Origin of the sequence: Pseudomonas sp. Irchel s3b5 (genome assembly GCF_900187435.1) — a bacterium.
Lineage (GTDB): Bacteria > Pseudomonadota > Gammaproteobacteria > Pseudomonadales > Pseudomonadaceae > Aquipseudomonas.
In genome coordinates this window covers 115,755-130,608 of sequence record NZ_FYDY01000008.1, presented here as the reverse complement: position 1 = coordinate 130,608, position 14,854 = coordinate 115,755, and the positions used below count along the sequence as shown (strand labels likewise).

17 protein-coding genes are annotated in these 14,854 nt (G+C 58.1%); 8 read left to right on the top strand and 9 right to left on the bottom strand.

The genetic code is table 11. The features are described 5' to 3' along the window. Positions 1-3: 3 nt before the first annotated feature. Positions 4-927 (bottom strand): LysR family transcriptional regulator, encoded by a 924-nt coding sequence (locus CKW15_RS11740; protein WP_095058943.1) that lies wholly within the window; start codon positions 925-927, stop codon positions 4-6. A gap of 49 nt (positions 928-976) precedes the next feature. Here CKW15_RS11740 and CKW15_RS11735 point away from each other — a divergent pair, with 49 nt between their 5' ends. From CKW15_RS11735 to CKW15_RS11725, 3 genes are all read left to right on the top strand, one after another. Then, the gene (locus tag CKW15_RS11735; protein ID WP_095058944.1) at positions 977-1,291 is read left to right on the top strand and encodes a 3-phosphoglycerate kinase; all 315 of its coding nucleotides are present in this window, start codon (positions 977-979) and stop codon (positions 1,289-1,291) included. A 224-nt stretch (positions 1,292-1,515) separates the two neighbouring features. Next, positions 1,516-2,115 carry an FMN-dependent NADH-azoreductase gene (locus tag CKW15_RS11730; protein ID WP_095058945.1) on the top strand — a complete coding sequence of 200 codons (600 nt, stop codon included), beginning with the start codon at positions 1,516-1,518 and terminating at the stop codon, positions 2,113-2,115. A gap of 331 nt (positions 2,116-2,446) precedes the next feature. Next, on the top strand, positions 2,447-3,313 hold the full coding sequence (locus CKW15_RS11725; RefSeq protein ID WP_095152164.1) for a carboxylate/amino acid/amine transporter: 867 nt from the start codon (positions 2,447-2,449) through the stop codon (positions 3,311-3,313). An 81-nt stretch (positions 3,314-3,394) separates the two neighbouring features. Here the strand turns inward: CKW15_RS11725 and CKW15_RS11720 are convergent, their stop codons facing one another. Continuing rightward, a complete protein-coding gene (locus tag CKW15_RS11720; protein ID WP_095152163.1) occupies positions 3,395-4,693 on the bottom strand; it encodes a mechanosensitive ion channel family protein in 1,299 nt (432 codons plus the stop codon). A gap of 192 nt (positions 4,694-4,885) precedes the next feature. Here CKW15_RS11720 and CKW15_RS11715 point away from each other — a divergent pair, with 192 nt between their 5' ends. Next, on the top strand, positions 4,886-6,226 hold the full coding sequence (locus CKW15_RS11715; protein WP_053156346.1) for a DEAD/DEAH box helicase: 1,341 nt from the start codon (positions 4,886-4,888) through the stop codon (positions 6,224-6,226). Between the two features lie 113 nt (positions 6,227-6,339). Here CKW15_RS11715 and CKW15_RS11710 read toward each other — a convergent pair whose 3' ends face one another. Next, positions 6,340-6,615, bottom strand: coding sequence for a hypothetical protein (locus CKW15_RS11710; RefSeq protein WP_095152162.1), 276 nt, complete (start codon positions 6,613-6,615; stop codon positions 6,340-6,342). Positions 6,616-6,724: 109 nt separating this feature from the next. Further along, entirely contained in the window at positions 6,725-7,459 is a 735-nt protein-coding gene (locus tag CKW15_RS11705; protein ID WP_095058949.1) for a thioredoxin family protein, read from the bottom strand. A gap of 194 nt (positions 7,460-7,653) precedes the next feature. Between CKW15_RS11705 and CKW15_RS11700 the strand changes: the two genes are divergently transcribed. Next, complete coding sequence (locus CKW15_RS11700; RefSeq protein ID WP_095152161.1) at positions 7,654-8,046, top strand: transcriptional regulator; 393 nt, start codon at positions 7,654-7,656, stop codon at positions 8,044-8,046. Between the two features lie 65 nt (positions 8,047-8,111). On the opposite strand, the gene CKW15_RS11695 is transcribed toward CKW15_RS11700, so the two are convergent. The 3 genes from CKW15_RS11695 to CKW15_RS11685 form a co-directional block, all read right to left on the bottom strand. Continuing rightward, complete coding sequence (locus tag CKW15_RS11695) at positions 8,112-8,978, bottom strand: DUF6279 family lipoprotein (protein ID WP_095152160.1); 867 nt, start codon at positions 8,976-8,978, stop codon at positions 8,112-8,114. 77 nt (positions 8,979-9,055) lie between these two features. Next, positions 9,056-9,778 carry a TorF family putative porin gene (locus tag CKW15_RS11690; protein WP_095152159.1) on the bottom strand — a complete coding sequence of 241 codons (723 nt, stop codon included), beginning with the start codon at positions 9,776-9,778 and terminating at the stop codon, positions 9,056-9,058. A gap of 207 nt (positions 9,779-9,985) precedes the next feature. Further along, a complete protein-coding gene (locus tag CKW15_RS11685; protein ID WP_015096330.1) occupies positions 9,986-10,174 on the bottom strand; it encodes a hypothetical protein in 189 nt (62 codons plus the stop codon). 351 nt (positions 10,175-10,525) lie between these two features. On the opposite strand from CKW15_RS11685, the gene CKW15_RS11680 reads away from it, so the two are divergent. From CKW15_RS11680 to CKW15_RS28725, 3 genes are all read left to right on the top strand, one after another. Beyond that, entirely contained in the window at positions 10,526-11,362 is an 837-nt protein-coding gene (locus CKW15_RS11680; RefSeq protein ID WP_095058953.1) for a S1 RNA-binding domain-containing protein, read from the top strand. A gap of 180 nt (positions 11,363-11,542) precedes the next feature. Next, on the top strand, positions 11,543-12,475 hold the full coding sequence (locus CKW15_RS11675; protein ID WP_095152158.1) for a DMT family transporter: 933 nt from the start codon (positions 11,543-11,545) through the stop codon (positions 12,473-12,475). 209 nt (positions 12,476-12,684) lie between these two features. Continuing rightward, positions 12,685-12,813 carry a PA1414 family protein gene (locus CKW15_RS28725; protein WP_007914492.1) on the top strand — a complete coding sequence of 43 codons (129 nt, stop codon included), beginning with the start codon at positions 12,685-12,687 and terminating at the stop codon, positions 12,811-12,813. 179 nt (positions 12,814-12,992) lie between these two features. Here the strand turns inward: CKW15_RS28725 and CKW15_RS11670 are convergent, their stop codons facing one another. Together CKW15_RS11670 and CKW15_RS11665 are read right to left on the bottom strand one after the other, a co-directional pair. After that, positions 12,993-13,244, bottom strand: a complete 252-nt coding sequence (locus tag CKW15_RS11670; RefSeq protein ID WP_095058955.1) for a phosphopantetheine-containing protein — start codon at positions 13,242-13,244, stop codon at positions 12,993-12,995. 135 nt (positions 13,245-13,379) lie between these two features. Continuing rightward, positions 13,380-14,759 carry a sodium:solute symporter gene (locus CKW15_RS11665; protein ID WP_095152157.1) on the bottom strand — a complete coding sequence of 460 codons (1,380 nt, stop codon included), beginning with the start codon at positions 14,757-14,759 and terminating at the stop codon, positions 13,380-13,382. Between the last annotated feature and the right edge of the window lie 95 nt (positions 14,760-14,854).

Genomic DNA, 14,854 nt, shown 5'->3' with positions numbered 1-14,854 from the left:
GTGTCAGGCTTGTTCAGGGGCGGCAAACGGTGCATCCAGCGGCGCGGTGTCGAAGGTGCGCAGCAGTTCGATGAGAATTTGCGTGGCCGGCCCCAGCGGTTTGTCCTTGTTCGAATACAGGTAGAAGCTCGGGTTGCGGCTTCCGCCCTGATCCAACGGTAGCAGCTTGAGCGTCCCTTCCTTGAGTTCCCGCTCGATCATGTGCCGAGGCAGCCAGGCAAACCCCAGACCGCTGCTGACGAACGTCGCGGCGGTGGCCAGGCTGCCGACGGTCCAGCGCTGTTCGGCACCGAGCCAGCCGACGTCCCGAGGTTGCTGGCGGCCCGAGTCGCGGATCACCACTTGCATCTGGCTTTCCAGGTCCTGGAAGTTCAGCTCGCGGTTGAGGCGGTGCAGGGGATGCTCCGGGTGGGCCACCGCCACGAATTCGACGTCGCTCAATTCCGCACCCAGATAACCGGGAATGCTGAAACCCGTGATGGCCAGGTCGGCCACGCCTTCGAGCAGCACTTCCTCCACGCCCGACAGCACTTCTTCACGCAGACGCACGCGGCAGCCACGGCTTTGCGGCATGAAGGCCGTCAGCGCGCGCACGAGGCGGGCGCTCGGGTAGGCGGCATCGACCACCAGACGCACTTCGGCCTCCCAGCCTTGCTCCATGTGGTGGGCGAGGTCCTCCAGCTGACTGGCCTGTTTCACCAGTTGTCGGGAGCGGCGCAACAACACGCCGCCGGCTTCGGTCAGCACCGCTTTACGCCCATCGATGCGCAACAGCGGCACGCCGAGCTGATCCTGCATGCGCGCCACGGTGTAGCTGACCGACGATTGCGAACGGTGCAGCGCCTCGGCGGCCTGGGCGAAGCCGCCGTGATCGACCACGGCCTGAAGCGTTCGCCATTGATCAAGGGTCACGCGGGGCGCTTTCATGTTGAGCTCCTCTTGTCCTAAGCTGGCAGCCCTTACTGGAGGCTGCCGAATGAAGAAAATCTGTTGTGTGCTGCTGGCGATGTTGCCGCTGACCGCGTTTGCCTATCCGATCGATGTGAAGAAAAACCTCAACGACATGAAAATCGACTTCGAAACCTTCGATACCGATAGCGATATTGGCTCCATTCGAGTGGCCAACTACGGCGATGTCGATGCGAGCTGCAAGGCAGTTTTCAGTAATGGTCCGGAAGCTCCGCGCACACGTAAATTCGAGGTCCCGGCCGGCAAACATAAATCCGCCACCGCCAAATTCAGCCGCAACATCATCAAGCTGCGTATCGAGCTGACCTGCACCCCGAAATAGAGCCCTGTGCAGGAGCTCGCTCGCGATGCGGTGGTTAATCGATATCACCGTGTCTGCTACACCCTCGCGAGCAGGCTCGCTCCTGCAAAGGGCAGAGGACAGGGTTTTCTTATAAACGAATTTATTGATGGGTTATAGCAGTTATTTGCGCTTTTTCATCGATACGACTCTGTTTAACCTTCACTCCATCGACCTACAGCATTCTCAGATGGAGGCTACATCCAATGTCCCGCGTTCTGATCATCGAAAGCAGTGCCCGTCAGCAAGACTCGGTTTCCCGTCAGCTGACCCAGACCTTCATCAAGCAGTGGCAAGCCTCCCACCCGAACGACCAGATCACAGTGCGTGACCTGGCCGTCAATCCGGTACCGCACCTGGACATCAACCTGCTGGGTGGCTGGATGAAGCCCGCCGAGCAGCGCAATGACATCGAACAGGTCTCTCTGGAACGCTCCAACCACTTGACCGATGAATTGCTCGCCGCCGATGTGCTGGTGATGGCTGCGCCGATGTACAACTTTGCGATTCCCAGCACCCTGAAAGCCTGGCTCGACCACGTGCTGCGTGCCGGTGTGACCTTCAAGTACACCGAAACCGGTCCCCAAGGCCTGCTCAGCGGCAAGCGCGCCTATGTGTTGACGGCTCGTGGCGGGATCTATGCCGGCAGCACGGCCGATCACCAGGAACCGTATCTGCGCCAGGTCATGGGCTTCATCGGGATTCACGACGTGACGTTCATTCACGCCGAAGGCATGAACCTGGGTGGCGACTTCCAGGAGAAAGGCCTGAACCAGGCGAACGCCAAGCTTGCCCAGGTGGCCTGACCCGTTAATCGCCAGATAATCGCTGCATGGTCTAGTGACCTGGCGCAACCCTTCAAGGCTGCACGCGCATCGAACCTCCCTTCGCACTTGTTGCTCCTGAGTGCTCCCGCCCGATTGAACGCTTTAGCGAGATCGGGCTTTTTTTTGCCTGGGATTCGGCAAAACACCACCGAACCTGTAGGAGCCGGCTTGCTGGCGATTGCGGGGTGTCATTGTCGACTGACACGCCCTCATCGCCAGCAAACCGGCTCCTACAGGGTTTGTATTGTTTGGGGGTTCGCGATCAGTAGCAAAACCCGCTATCGTCGCCGCCATTCGAAATGAGGCGAGCATGGGCTATCTACTTTTTGTCACGCTGATCCAGGCGTTTTCCTTCAGTTTGATCGGCGAATACCTGGCCGGTCATGTCGACAGCTACTTCGCCGTGCTGGTACGCGTGCTGCTGGCGGGGCTGGTGTTCATTCCATTGACGCGCTGGCGCTCGGTGGAGCCGGCGTTCATGCGCGGGATGTTGCTGATCGGCGCGTTGCAGTTCGGCGTGACCTACGTTTGCCTGTACCTGAGCTTCCGGGTGCTGACGGTGCCGGAAGTCTTGCTGTTCACCATCCTCACGCCCCTGCACGTGACCCTGATCGAAGATGCGCTCAATCGTCGCTTCAATCCCTGGGCCCTGGTCGCGGCGCTGGTGGCTGTGGGTGGGGCGGCGGTGATTCGCTTCGACCGGATCAACCCGGATTTCTTCATGGGTTTCCTGTTGCTGCAGCTGGCCAACTTCACCTACGCGGCCGGGCAGGTGCTGTACAAACACCTGGTCGCGCGGCATCCGAGTGATCTGCCGCATTACCGGCGCTTCGGCTACTTCTACCTCGGTGCCCTGGCGGTGGCGTTGCCAGCGTTTCTGCTGTTCGGCAAACAGAACTTCCTGCCCGAAGCCCTACTGCAATGGGGTGTGCTGCTGTTCCTCGGCCTGGTCTCAACCGCGTTGGGGCTGTACTGGTGGAACAAAGGCGCGTGCCTGGTCAACGGCGGCACGCTGGCGGTGATGAACAACCTGCATGTGCCGGTGGGGCTGTTGATCAATCTGCTGATCTGGAATCAGCACGAAGAGCTGGGGCGGTTGTTGCTCGGTGGTTCGGTGATTCTGATGGCGGTGTGGATCAGTCGCTTGGGCATCAAGCGAGAGGCGAGCCTGGTGTAGGCGCTGGCGCAGGCTGCGACCTTTTGATCTTGAACAACACAAGATCGCAGCCTTCGGCAGCTCCTACAGGGTTTTGTGGTGTTACATCAGGTGTTTTTCCTGCTCGGGGATGTGGCTTGCGCCGAGCATCGCCGGCAGCAGCCCGGCCCGCAGATCCGTGCCGCTTGGTTGCTGATACAGGCTCAAGCCAAACTCCGGCAGCACCGCCAGCAAGTAATCAAAAATATCCCCCTGAATCCGCTCGTAGTCCGCCCACGCCGTGGTGCGGGTAAAGCAGTAGATTTCCAGTGGCACACCTTGGGCCGTGGTCTGCATCTGCCGGACCATGCAGGTCATGTTCGGCTGGATCTCCGCATGGCTCTTCAGGTACGACAGCGCATAGGCGCGGAAGGTGCCGATGTTGGTCATCCGACGGCGGTTGGCTGACAGGGCCGCGACGTTGCCCTGGGCTTCGTTCCAGGCCTTGAGCTCGGCCTGTTTGCGACTAATGTAGTCGGTGAGCAGATGAACCTGCGACAGCTTGAACTCTTCTTCATCGCGCAAAAAGCGCACACCGCTGGCGTCGATGAACAGGCTGCGCTTGATCCGGCGCCCCCCGGAGGCCTGCATGCCGCGCCAGTTCTTGAATGACTCGGACATCAGGCGCCAGGTCGGGATGGAGACGATGGTCTTGTCGAAATTCTGCACCTTGACCGTGTGCAGAGTGATGTCCACCACATCGCCATCGGCGCCGACCTGAGGCATTTCGATCCAGTCGCCGACCCGCAACATGTCGTTACTGGTCAACTGCACGCTGGCGACGAATGACAGCAGGGTGTCCTTGTAGACCAACAGGATCACCGCCGACATCGCACCCAGACCCGACAGCAGCAACAGTGGCGAGCGGTCGATCAGCGTGGCGACGATGATGATCGAACCGAAGATGTACAAGACCATCTTCGTCAGCTGCACATAGCCTTTGATCGAACGTGTACGGGCGTGTTCGGTGCGGGCGTAGATGTCCAGCAAGGCATTGAGCAGGGAACTGACGGCCAACAGCAGAAACAGGAAGGTGAAGGCCAGGGCGACATTGCCGAGGAAGTTCAGGGTGGTCTTGTGCAGTTCGGGGATCAGGTTCAAACCGAACTGGATCACCAGCGAGGGCACGACCTGCGCCAGACGATGGAACACCTTGTTGTCGAGAAAATCATTGAGCCAGTACATCGACGGTTGTCGACCGAGCAATTTGACGGTGTGCAGGATGAGGTAGCGCGCCACTCGTCCGAGCATCAGCGCGATGCTCAGCAGCAACAGCAGAGCCAGGGCTGAGTAAACGCGTGGATGGCTCTCCAGCGCACTCCAGAGTTCTTGGGCGTTGAGCCAGAGCTGTTTGATATCCATGGGCTAGAACGATTCTTTTGTAAGGCAAGAAAGGTGATTAGAGCATTTAAGACGCTTTGATTAGCCTCTTGCGACAAAACTGGCAGCAAAAAAACCACTGTTTACTGCCTTTTGTACAAAGAAACTCGGCCTACGCGCTCGAAACCGTTACCCTATGCAGCTGTTTTTTTGTATTTCTTCGAGGTAGCACCCGTGTTTTCCCAATTCGCCCTGCACGAACGCCTGCTCAAAGCCGTGGCCGAGCTGAAATTTGTCGAGCCAACGCCTGTGCAAGCCGCGGCTATCCCGCTGGCGCTCCAAGGGCGTGACCTGCGGGTGACAGCGCAAACCGGTAGCGGCAAAACCGCTGCATTCGTTTTGCCGATCCTCAACCGCCTGATCGGTCCGGCCAAGGTTCGCGTCAGCATCAAGACCCTGATCCTGCTGCCAACCCGTGAGCTGGCCCAGCAGACCTTGAAAGAAGTTGAACGCTTCTCGCAGTTCACCTTCATCAAGTCCGGCCTGATCACTGGCGGCGAAGACTTCAAGGTCCAGGCGGCCATGCTGCGCAAGGTGCCGGACATCCTGATCGGTACGCCGGGCCGGATGATCGAGCAACTCAACGCCGGCAACCTCGACCTGAAAGAAGTTGAAGTACTGGTACTCGACGAAGCCGACCGCATGCTCGACATGGGCTTCGCCGACGACGTTCAGCGTCTGGTTGACGAATGCACCAACCGTCAGCAGACCATGCTGTTCTCCGCCACCACCGGCGGTTCGGGCCTGCGCGAGATGATCGCCAAGGTCCTGAACAACCCTGAGCATTTGCAGCTCAACGCAGTCAGCCAGCTGAACGAAACCACCCGTCAGCAAATCATCACCGCTGACCACAACCAGCATAAAGAACAGATCGTGAACTGGCTGCTGGCCAACGAGACCTACCAGAAGGCCATCGTGTTCACCAACACCCGTGCCATGGCAGACCGGATCTACGGTCGTCTGGTGGCGCAGGAATACAAAGCGTTCGTGCTGCACGGCGAGAAAGACCAGAAGGATCGCAAACTGGCGATCGATCGTCTGAAGCAGGGCGGCGTGAAAATCCTCGTCGCCACCGACGTTGCCGCTCGCGGCCTGGACGTCGATGGTCTGGACCTGGTGATCAACTTCGACATGCCACGCAGCGGCGACGAATACGTTCACCGCATCGGCCGTACCGGTCGCGCCGGTAACGATGGCCTGGCGATCTCGCTGATCTGCCATGGCGACTGGAACCTGATGTCGAGCATCGAGCGCTACCTCAAGCAGAGCTTCGAGCGTCGCACCATCAAGGAAGTCAAAGGCACCTACGGCGGACCGAAAAAGGTCAAGGCCTCGGGTAAAGCCGTCGGCGTGAAGAAGAAAAAGACCGACGCCAAGGGCGACAAGAAAAAAACCGCCGCCAAGACCCCGACCAAGCGCAAGAGCGCCAACCGGCCGAAAAGCGACTCCCTGGTGAGCAGCGATGGCATGGCCCCGCTCAAGCGCCGCAAGCCGGAAGCCCCGGCTGCTGAATGACGCACGGTACCTGCTGATAAAAAACCGGACATAGTCCGGTTTTTTTTATTTAAAAGATCGCAGCCTGCGGCAGCTCCTACATGGCGGCGATCTTTTGCTCTTGCCTTTAATCGTCAGCTTTCAGCTTTTTTCTCCGCCGTGCCCAACTCCTTCAAACGCTGATCAATCAACTGGCACTTGTCCGGCAAGTCCTTGGCGGCGGTTCCCAGGTCCATCTTCTGCAATTCGTCGTTGATCTCCTTGGCCTTGGCCGGATTCTGTTCAGTGAGCCTGGTCACTTCCTGGGCCAGTTGCTCGCGCTTCTGCGTGGCTTCTTCCGGGGTGCAGGCCCAGACGGGAAGGGCGCAGGTCAGCGTTGCGACAAGGGTGAGCTTGAGTAGTGATTTCATGGGGGCAGGCCTCAGTTCCGGTTAAGGCGGGTTATCCGGTTGAGGGCTGCCACCCGTGGAAAGTTCACTCAAACACTTGCTCGCGATTTGCCATGACTCGGTATCAAACCTAACCACCATGGCAGCAACTCGCCGGGGCTTCGTCTTCATACCGGTCGTGATACTGCACCCACTCCATGATTTCCTCTTCATTGCGGCCCTTCGGCGTCAGGTCGAGGTAGTTGTAAGCCCCGACCAACATGTCCAAGCCACGGGCATAGGTGGAGTAGGTGTGGAAGATTTCGCCAGCCTCGTTGCGATAAAACACGCTCAGGCCTGGGAGTTCTTCTTCAGCACCGTCAGTTTTTTCGTAGTTGTAGGTAGCCTTTCCGGCGGCGACGTCTTCGGCTCGAGCTGTCACGCCGAAGTCGTAGTTGAAATCGCAACCTTCTGACGAGAACCAGTCGAATTTCCAGCCCATGCGCCGCTTGAATGGCTGGAACTCGGCGAACGGCGCGTGGGACACCGCCACCACGGCCACATCGTGGTGGGCCAGGTGCTGGTTGGCGCCGTCGATGTGGTCTGAAAGGAACGAACAACCCGGGCAACCTTCGTCCCAACCTTCGGCGAACATGAAGTGGTAGATGACCAACTGGCTGCGACCGCCGAAAAGATCCGCCAGTTTCAGTTCACCATTCGGCCCCTGAAAGTGGTAGTCCTTGTCGATCCTCACCCAGGGCAGAGCACGGCGTTCGGCGCTGAGTTTGTCCCGTTCTTTGGTGAAGGCTTTTTCGTGGGCCAAGTGCTGTTTGCGGGCGACCAGCCATTCTTCCCGCGACACGACGGGATGATTCTGAATGTTCATGGTGTTTTTCTCCTGCGTGGGGCTGGGAGTGGGCTTACACAGCCTAGTCGTTTGACCTGCACTGCATTCGACAGACCGCTGGTCGGTCGGTGTCTGACGGCCGGCTGAACGGCAGCCGCCGGTACCGGTCACAACCGTAAGGCCCTGACTTTCACGCGGGCATCCATCACATTGGCTCCGGAGGTTGAATCAGGATGACGACTTACAACTGGGATTTGATTGAATACTTGCTGCATGAAGTACAGAACGGTGCTGGCCACAGCTTCACGCCGCGACCTTATGCCGAGCAGTACGCTGCGCAGAAAGCCTCCGAAGGCGAGCCGATTGAAAACCTCGATCACCTGAAAACGGTGGCTGGCGAGTACGAAAAGTTACTGCTGATGCGAGGCTACATCGAACCGCGACCGGAGGATGAAGGGGGGAACGGCGAGAACTACATTTTGACAGCGCGGGGTTCGCGCTTGTTGAGCCTGATCGACAGCAGTATTCCAGGCAATGATCATCCTCGACAGGTGCTGGATGAGCAGGAAGATGCGCTGGATGAGGTGACGTTTGATCGGGTGGCGTCGAAGCCGCAGATTGCCTGAAGACGGTGTGTTTCCCTTGTAAGAGCGAGCAAGCTCGCTCTTACAAGTGCTTAGCCGTTGGACCACTATCCTTTTGCGGCTTTCAGGCACTTCAAATCACTGAAATCCTTCCTCACGCCCTCAATCTTCGTCAGTAACCGCTGCCGTTGCGTCGGCGTGCTCTCAGCCATCAAATCGACGAACAGCGCTCTTGCCTGGGCTTCGGTGGTGGCAAAAGCCTCGCGGTAGGCCGGTGTCCACAAACGCTCGCGATCGACCAGAAGCGTCTCGATTCGTTGTGGGAATTCCGGACTTTGACGCTGCGCCACGGCGGCACTGAACTGTTTCTGCCAGTGGGCGCGGTTGGCGAGCCACTGAGTGTTCTGTTCGCCCAAGGCTTTCGACCATGCCGCGACACGCTGTTTCTGGCTTGGGGTGAGTGGTCCGAGCCAGTCGTTGAGGCGCTTTTCCATGCGCTCGGCACGGTCCTTGATTTGCTGGTCGAGGGATGGTTTGAGGTACTGCTCCTGGCGTTTGCGCTGATCTTTGGCGAAGGCGTCGTTCATCTCCGCGACTTGCTTGTCATCCAGCCCTTGCAGCAGTTCGATGGCCGAAGGGGTGATTTGCCGGGCGCTCTCGGCGATCGCTTGCCGAGCTTCAACGGCTCGGGCTTGCAGTCCTGCATCGGTGACCTGGTTGGTCGCGATCATGGTTTGCAAACGGTCCAGCCAGTCCAGGTAGCCCGGCAGTTGAGTGGTGCAGTGCCAGCTCAAGTGCTCCTTCAACCGTTCGTCCAGCCAGCCTTTTTGCTCGCCGTTCATGTCCAGGTAATCGCTGAGCGTCCAGGGGATGATCACGTCGAGGTTGCGGTAAGCCAGGCCCATGCGACTGCAAGCGCCGAGCGAGAGAGCGACGGTGAGCGCAATGGCTATATGTGTGAGCCAGCGAGACATGGGCGAGTCCTTGCGAAAGCCTGCCTTCGGGGTCTGATTCTCATGTGAACGCAGCATGAGCCAGGCAGTTCAGCCGATCAATAGAACGTGTGCACGGCCTTGAGGGTGACCAGCCCGTCGCATTGACTGTTGTGACCGGAATAGGCCGAGCAATCGTTGCCCCGCAGGCTTGAGTCACTGTAGATCAGGTCCAGGTCGATGCCCATGAACGGACGGGACAATTTCAACGACCAATCGGTAAAACTGCCTACATAACCGCCGTCCACTGCGATCGGTGCGTTGAGCTGGTGGGTGGTGTATTTCATACTCACGCCGATGCCGAAGGGTTGATTGCCGCTCAAGTCCGCGAAAAGGGTGTTGTTCTGTTTGTCCGGGTCATTGCTGAAAGCGACGCCGAAACGGCTGCCCAGCAAGGTCAGGCCTCCGAAAAACTCTTGGCTGTTCAGGGTTTCCACTTCGGGGTAGCTGTAGCGGATCATGCCGACTTCGTAACCCAGGGTTTGGTCGAAGGGCTGTTTAAAGCCAGCGTAGGAATCGATTTCGAGGTTATTGCCTGGGCTGATGCCCATGCTCGGCGACCATTGGCCCACGTAGAAGCCGCTGTCGTGGCTCAGGTCCAGGCCGCCATGGAACGAGCCGGCCGCGTTGGGTTTGACCAGTCCCTGGGCCATGCTGCGGGTGGGGCTGGTGCCAAGCTTGAGGTCGAAATTACCCAGTTCGCGCTGCAAGATTTGGCCGTGCGCCAGTGGGCATGCCAGCAGGCTGACGAACAATAGCGATAAACAGGATGATTTGAGCATGCGTCACTCCTTGAGCAGCGAGCGCCGACAATGAATCGGCTGAAACGCTTGATCCAGACGTGTGCAAGGATACCGGCGAATGATCGGCATCGAGGGCCGTTCGTCGATTTTTAAACGATTGATTGTAGGAAGGGACGATATTCGAGGGGTTCCAGTCCAAGCGCTTCGAGCTTCAAAGCGCTTGAGGACCAGGTGACGCGGGGGGTATTACTTTTTGCCCAAGGTGATCTGCTTGGACGGGCCGAATGTCTGGCCGCTGACGCCTTTGGCAATTTGCTGGATTTCACCGCCGGACTTGAGGAACGCAGCAATCTGGCTGTTGATCGATTCGCTGGTTTCGACGGCTGGAGCTGGCTTTGCTTTGCTGGTGGATGCTTTTACGCGCATGGCGGCCATTAACCTGTAGAAAATTAACTTGGCCATGCATCGTACAGGAAACAGCGGATAATTGCTTGGCGAATATCCCCTCGGAATACTCAGGGTGTGAGTGAAATCAATTGTCGGTGAATCTTCGAATTATTCTCCTAAGCCGCTGTTTTAACTAAAAAGATTGCAGGAAAAAATACGACGTCGCGCGAGCCAGGCGCTGGCATAAATGCCCCGAACGGTCTGACGAGCGGGCAGTCGCGCAGCGCGAGCCCCGAAAATTCAGGGCTTGCACAGGATTTTCCCGCGCCACCGGGCCGGGCACCGAACGCGACCGTTAAAACCGGGTAGAATGCCGCCCACGCAATGAGGGTATTGGACATGGCTTTAGTCGGGCGTTACAACAGTTTGCAAGTGGTTAAACACACTAACTTCGGTTTATATCTGGACGGCGGTGCGGATGGCGAAATCCTTCTGCCTAATCGTTATATTCCAAAAGATATTCCCAGCGAAGATGAAGACTGGCTCAACGTTTTTATTTATCTGGACAGCGATGACAAACTCATCGCAACGACGGAAAAACCGAAAGTTCAAGTCGGTGAATTCGCCAGTTTGAAAGTAGTTGAAGTCAACAGTATCGGTGTATTCCTGGATTGGGGACTGCCGAAGGATCTGTTGCTGCCGTATTCCGAAGAAAAGCGTCAAATGACGGCCGGCGAATATGTGGTGGTGCACGTCTACCTCGACAAGCACACTCGCCGCATCACCGCGACGGCACGTCTGGATCGCTATCTGGACAAGACCCCGGCCAATTACACCGCGGGCCAGGAAGTTGATTTGCTGGTTGCCGAAGCCACTGACATGGGCTTCAAGGCGATCATCAACAACAAGCACTGGGGCCTGATCCACAAGAACGAAATCTTCAAGTTCATGCGCGCAGGTAAAGAAGAGAAGGGTTTCATCAAGGAAGTGCGCACCGATGGCAAGATCAGCCTGAGCCTGCAACCGGTCGGCCAGGAGGCGGCGACCAGCCTGAACTCGAAGATCCTCGCCAAGTTGCGCGAAAACAATGGCAGCCTGGCGGTCAGCGACAAGAGTGATCCGGTATTGATCACCAGCCTGTTCGGTGTCAGCAAGGGCAACTTCAAAAAGGCCATTGGTGCGCTGTACAAGAATGGTCAGATCGTCATTCATGCCGATCGCATCGAACTAAGCTGATCCCCGTAGGAGCTGCCGCAGGCTGCGATCTTTTGATTTTGATGATTGAAAAGAAAAGATCGCAGCCGGCGACAGCTCCTACGGTTGGTATCCTTGATTGTTTACCCCGGAATCAGAAGGCCGGGGTTTTTGTTTTTACTGCCGAGTCTCAGCCATGGTTCGTGAAATCGAGGTGTTTAGGTGACTGCCACCCGGCGTAGCGCCGATGGCTTTGCCCTGCAAGTGATGGTCGGGTTGTGCCTGGTCTGGGGCGTTCAGCAGGTGATGATCAAGTGGGCCGCGCCGGACATTGCACCGGTGATGCAGGCGGCAGCGCGGTCAGGCATGTCCGCTTTGCTCGTAGGATTATTGATCTGCTGGAAAGGCGGCTGGGATCAGGTTCCTTCTACCTGGCGCGGTGGGCTGTTGGCCGGCGCGTTGTTTGGTGTCGAATTCTTCTTCATTTCCGAAGGCCTGCAACTCACCACCGCGGCACACATGTCGGTGTTTCTCTACACCGCGCCGATCTTTACCGCATTGGGCGTGCATTGGTTGCTGCCCAGTGAGCGTTTGAGACCCCTGCAATGGTTGGGGATCATCTTCGCGTTCATCGGGATCGCCATCGCGTTTGCCGGTGGTGTCTCCTGGGACAATCTTGATCGCCGCATGTTGATGGGGGATGCGCTGGGCGTGCTCGCCGGTGCCGCCTGGGGTGCCACAACGGTGGTGGTGCGTGCTTCACGGCTGTCGGAAGCGCCCGTCACGTTGACGCTGTTCTATCAATTGATCGTCGGCTTCGTCGGGTTGTTGTTGATTGCTCTGCTCAGCGGGCAAATCACCCACGTCAACCTGACCACCGTGGCGGTGGCCAGTGTGCTGTTTCAGGGCGTCGTGGTGTCGTTCTTCAGTTACCTGGTCTGGTTCTGGCTGTTGCGCCGTTACCTGGCGGCGAACCTTGCAGTGTTTTCGTTCATGACGCCGCTGTTTGGCGTCACGTTCGGCGTGGTGCTGCTGGGCGAAGAACTGAGCGTCAACTTCGTCGTCGGCGCGGTATTGGTGCTGTCGGGCATTACTTTTGTCAGTGCCGAGCAGTGGGTGCGCCGTCGTTTGCGCAAAGTCCTTGGGCAGCACTGACGCTGAATGCGTGGATTGAACAACAGCAGGCAGTTTTTCCGCCGGCTTCGGCGCGGGCGCAGGCCATTGCCTGAACGCGGGATGATTGTGATGGATTCAGTAACAGATCATTGCGACATTGGCCGAGCATTGCTGGGGACTTCGGACTATTATCAGTGCAAAGGGGCTACAGAATTTTGGCCGCTCGGCACTACCCTGAAGGGGGCACCATGAAAGAGAAAATCCAAAACTGGCTGCACGACCTGGGTGTTGCACTCGGTCTGATCGAACCGCCTCTGCAACCTGTGCCTATTCGTACTGACGATGAGCAACGTCGGCGCCAGCAGCGACGCCGGTAACGGTTGACGTTATCTGGCTGTTTGGGGGGCTTGCTGTGGCGAGGGCGCTTGCTCCCGTTGGACCGCGAAGCGGTCCCAAGTACCACTGAGTTGCATCAGGCTTCATCACTCGATCGCTGATTTCGACGGCAGCGCCGTCGAGCGGGAATGTCACAAAGGGCAGTGCGTGCGACTCAGTCTCAATACTGCCCAATTTCCATCAAGAACCAGCTTAAATCACTCGCCGTCCTGGCAGTCTTGAGCATTCGGTCTTCTTCGGCGGTAAACGCCGTCAAATCCAGCTCATCCTCCAGACGGAAGATCAGCTCTTCCATATCTTCTTTATCCAGTCCCAACTTCGCCAGACTGGCGTTGTCGTCAAAGTCTTGCTGATTTTCCAGCAGGCGGTTGATGTGGCGACGCACGACGACAAGGACGCTGGCTCTGTTCATGAGGACTCTTCGGTATTCTCCCTGTCGTGAGTACAGCAGGCTTTGGCTGCGAGTGGGTTTCTCCAGACGAAAAAAAACGGGTGTGGCAACCGACGCCACACCCGTCGAAGAAAGCATCAAGTTGTTATGTTCAGCTTAGGCGAGGCTCGCCACTGCGGCCGGGCGACGGGACATCAGGCTGACGACCACGAAGCTCACCAGGCCTACACCGAGGCTGTAGTAGATCGGGGTGTTGGCATCCAGGCCGTCCTTGAACATGAACAGCAGCGCAGTCGCGAAACCCATGCCCATGCTGGCGATGGCGCCGGCGGTGGTAGCACGTTTCCAGAAGATGGCACCCATCAGCGGGATCAGCATGCCGCCCACCAGCAGGTTGTAGGCCAGGGTCAGGGCGCTGATCACGTCGTTCACGATCAGGGCGATGCCGAGTACCACGATGCCGGTCAACAGGGTGAACAGGCGGTTCATCGCCAGGCTCGACTGTTTACCGCCACGCAGTTTCGGCAGCAGGTCTTCGGTCAGGGTGGTGGCAGCGGCGAGCAGGCCGGCGCTGGCGGTGGACATCATGGCGGCCAGTGCGGCAGCAATCACCAGACCACGGACACCGTCCGGCAGGGACAGTTTGACGATGGCGGCGAAGGCGTTGTTGACGTTGTCCAGATCCGGGATCAATACATGTGCAGCCATGCCGATCAGCGCGCAGGCCAGACCGTAGAGGATGCAGTAGATACCGGCAGCGGTACCGGCAACCTGAGCCACTTTGGCGGTCTTGACGGTGAACACCCGTTGCCAGATGTCCTGACCGATCAGGATGCCGAAGAAGTAGATCATGAAGTAGGTGATGATGGTGTCCCAGCCGATGGTGGTGAAGCTGAAGCTCGCCGCCGGCAGTTTCAACACCAACTCATCCCAACCGCCGACGCGGTACAGGCAGATTGGCAACAGGATGAACATCAGGCCAACGGTCTTGATCACGAACTGAACGATGTCGGTCAGGGTCAGGGACCACATGCCGCCGATGGCCGAGTAAATCACCACGACGCCGCCACCCAGCACGACCGAGATCCAGAACGGCAGACCGAACAGCACTTGCAGCACAGTGCCGATTGCCAGAATCGACGTCACGCCGATCATCAGCGCGTAGGCCAGCATGATCACCGCGCTCGCCGAGCGGGCCATCGGGTTGTAGCGTTTCTCCAGCACCTGGGTAACGGTGTAGATCTTCAGCTTGAGCAGCGGTTTGGCGAGGAACAGGTTCAGCGCCACGATCCCGCAACCGAGGGCCGCGCACAGCCAGAAACCGGAGATGCCATGGACGTAACCCAGACGCACGGTGCCGACAGTGGACGCGCCGCCCAGAACGGTGGCGGCCATGGTGCCCATGTACAGGCTCGGACCGAGGTTACGACCGGCGACCAAAAAGTCTTCGTTGGTCTTGGCCTTGCGCATGCCGTAGTAGCCGAGTATCAGCATCGCGGCGGCGTAGATGAGTACGACGAATAAATCCAAAGCCATGATGGCGTGTCTCCGATTGTCTTTTTTATGGTGAAACAAAGTTGCGTTATGGCTATGGGGTAGTTTTTGTGGCGAGGGAGCAAGCTCCCTCGCCA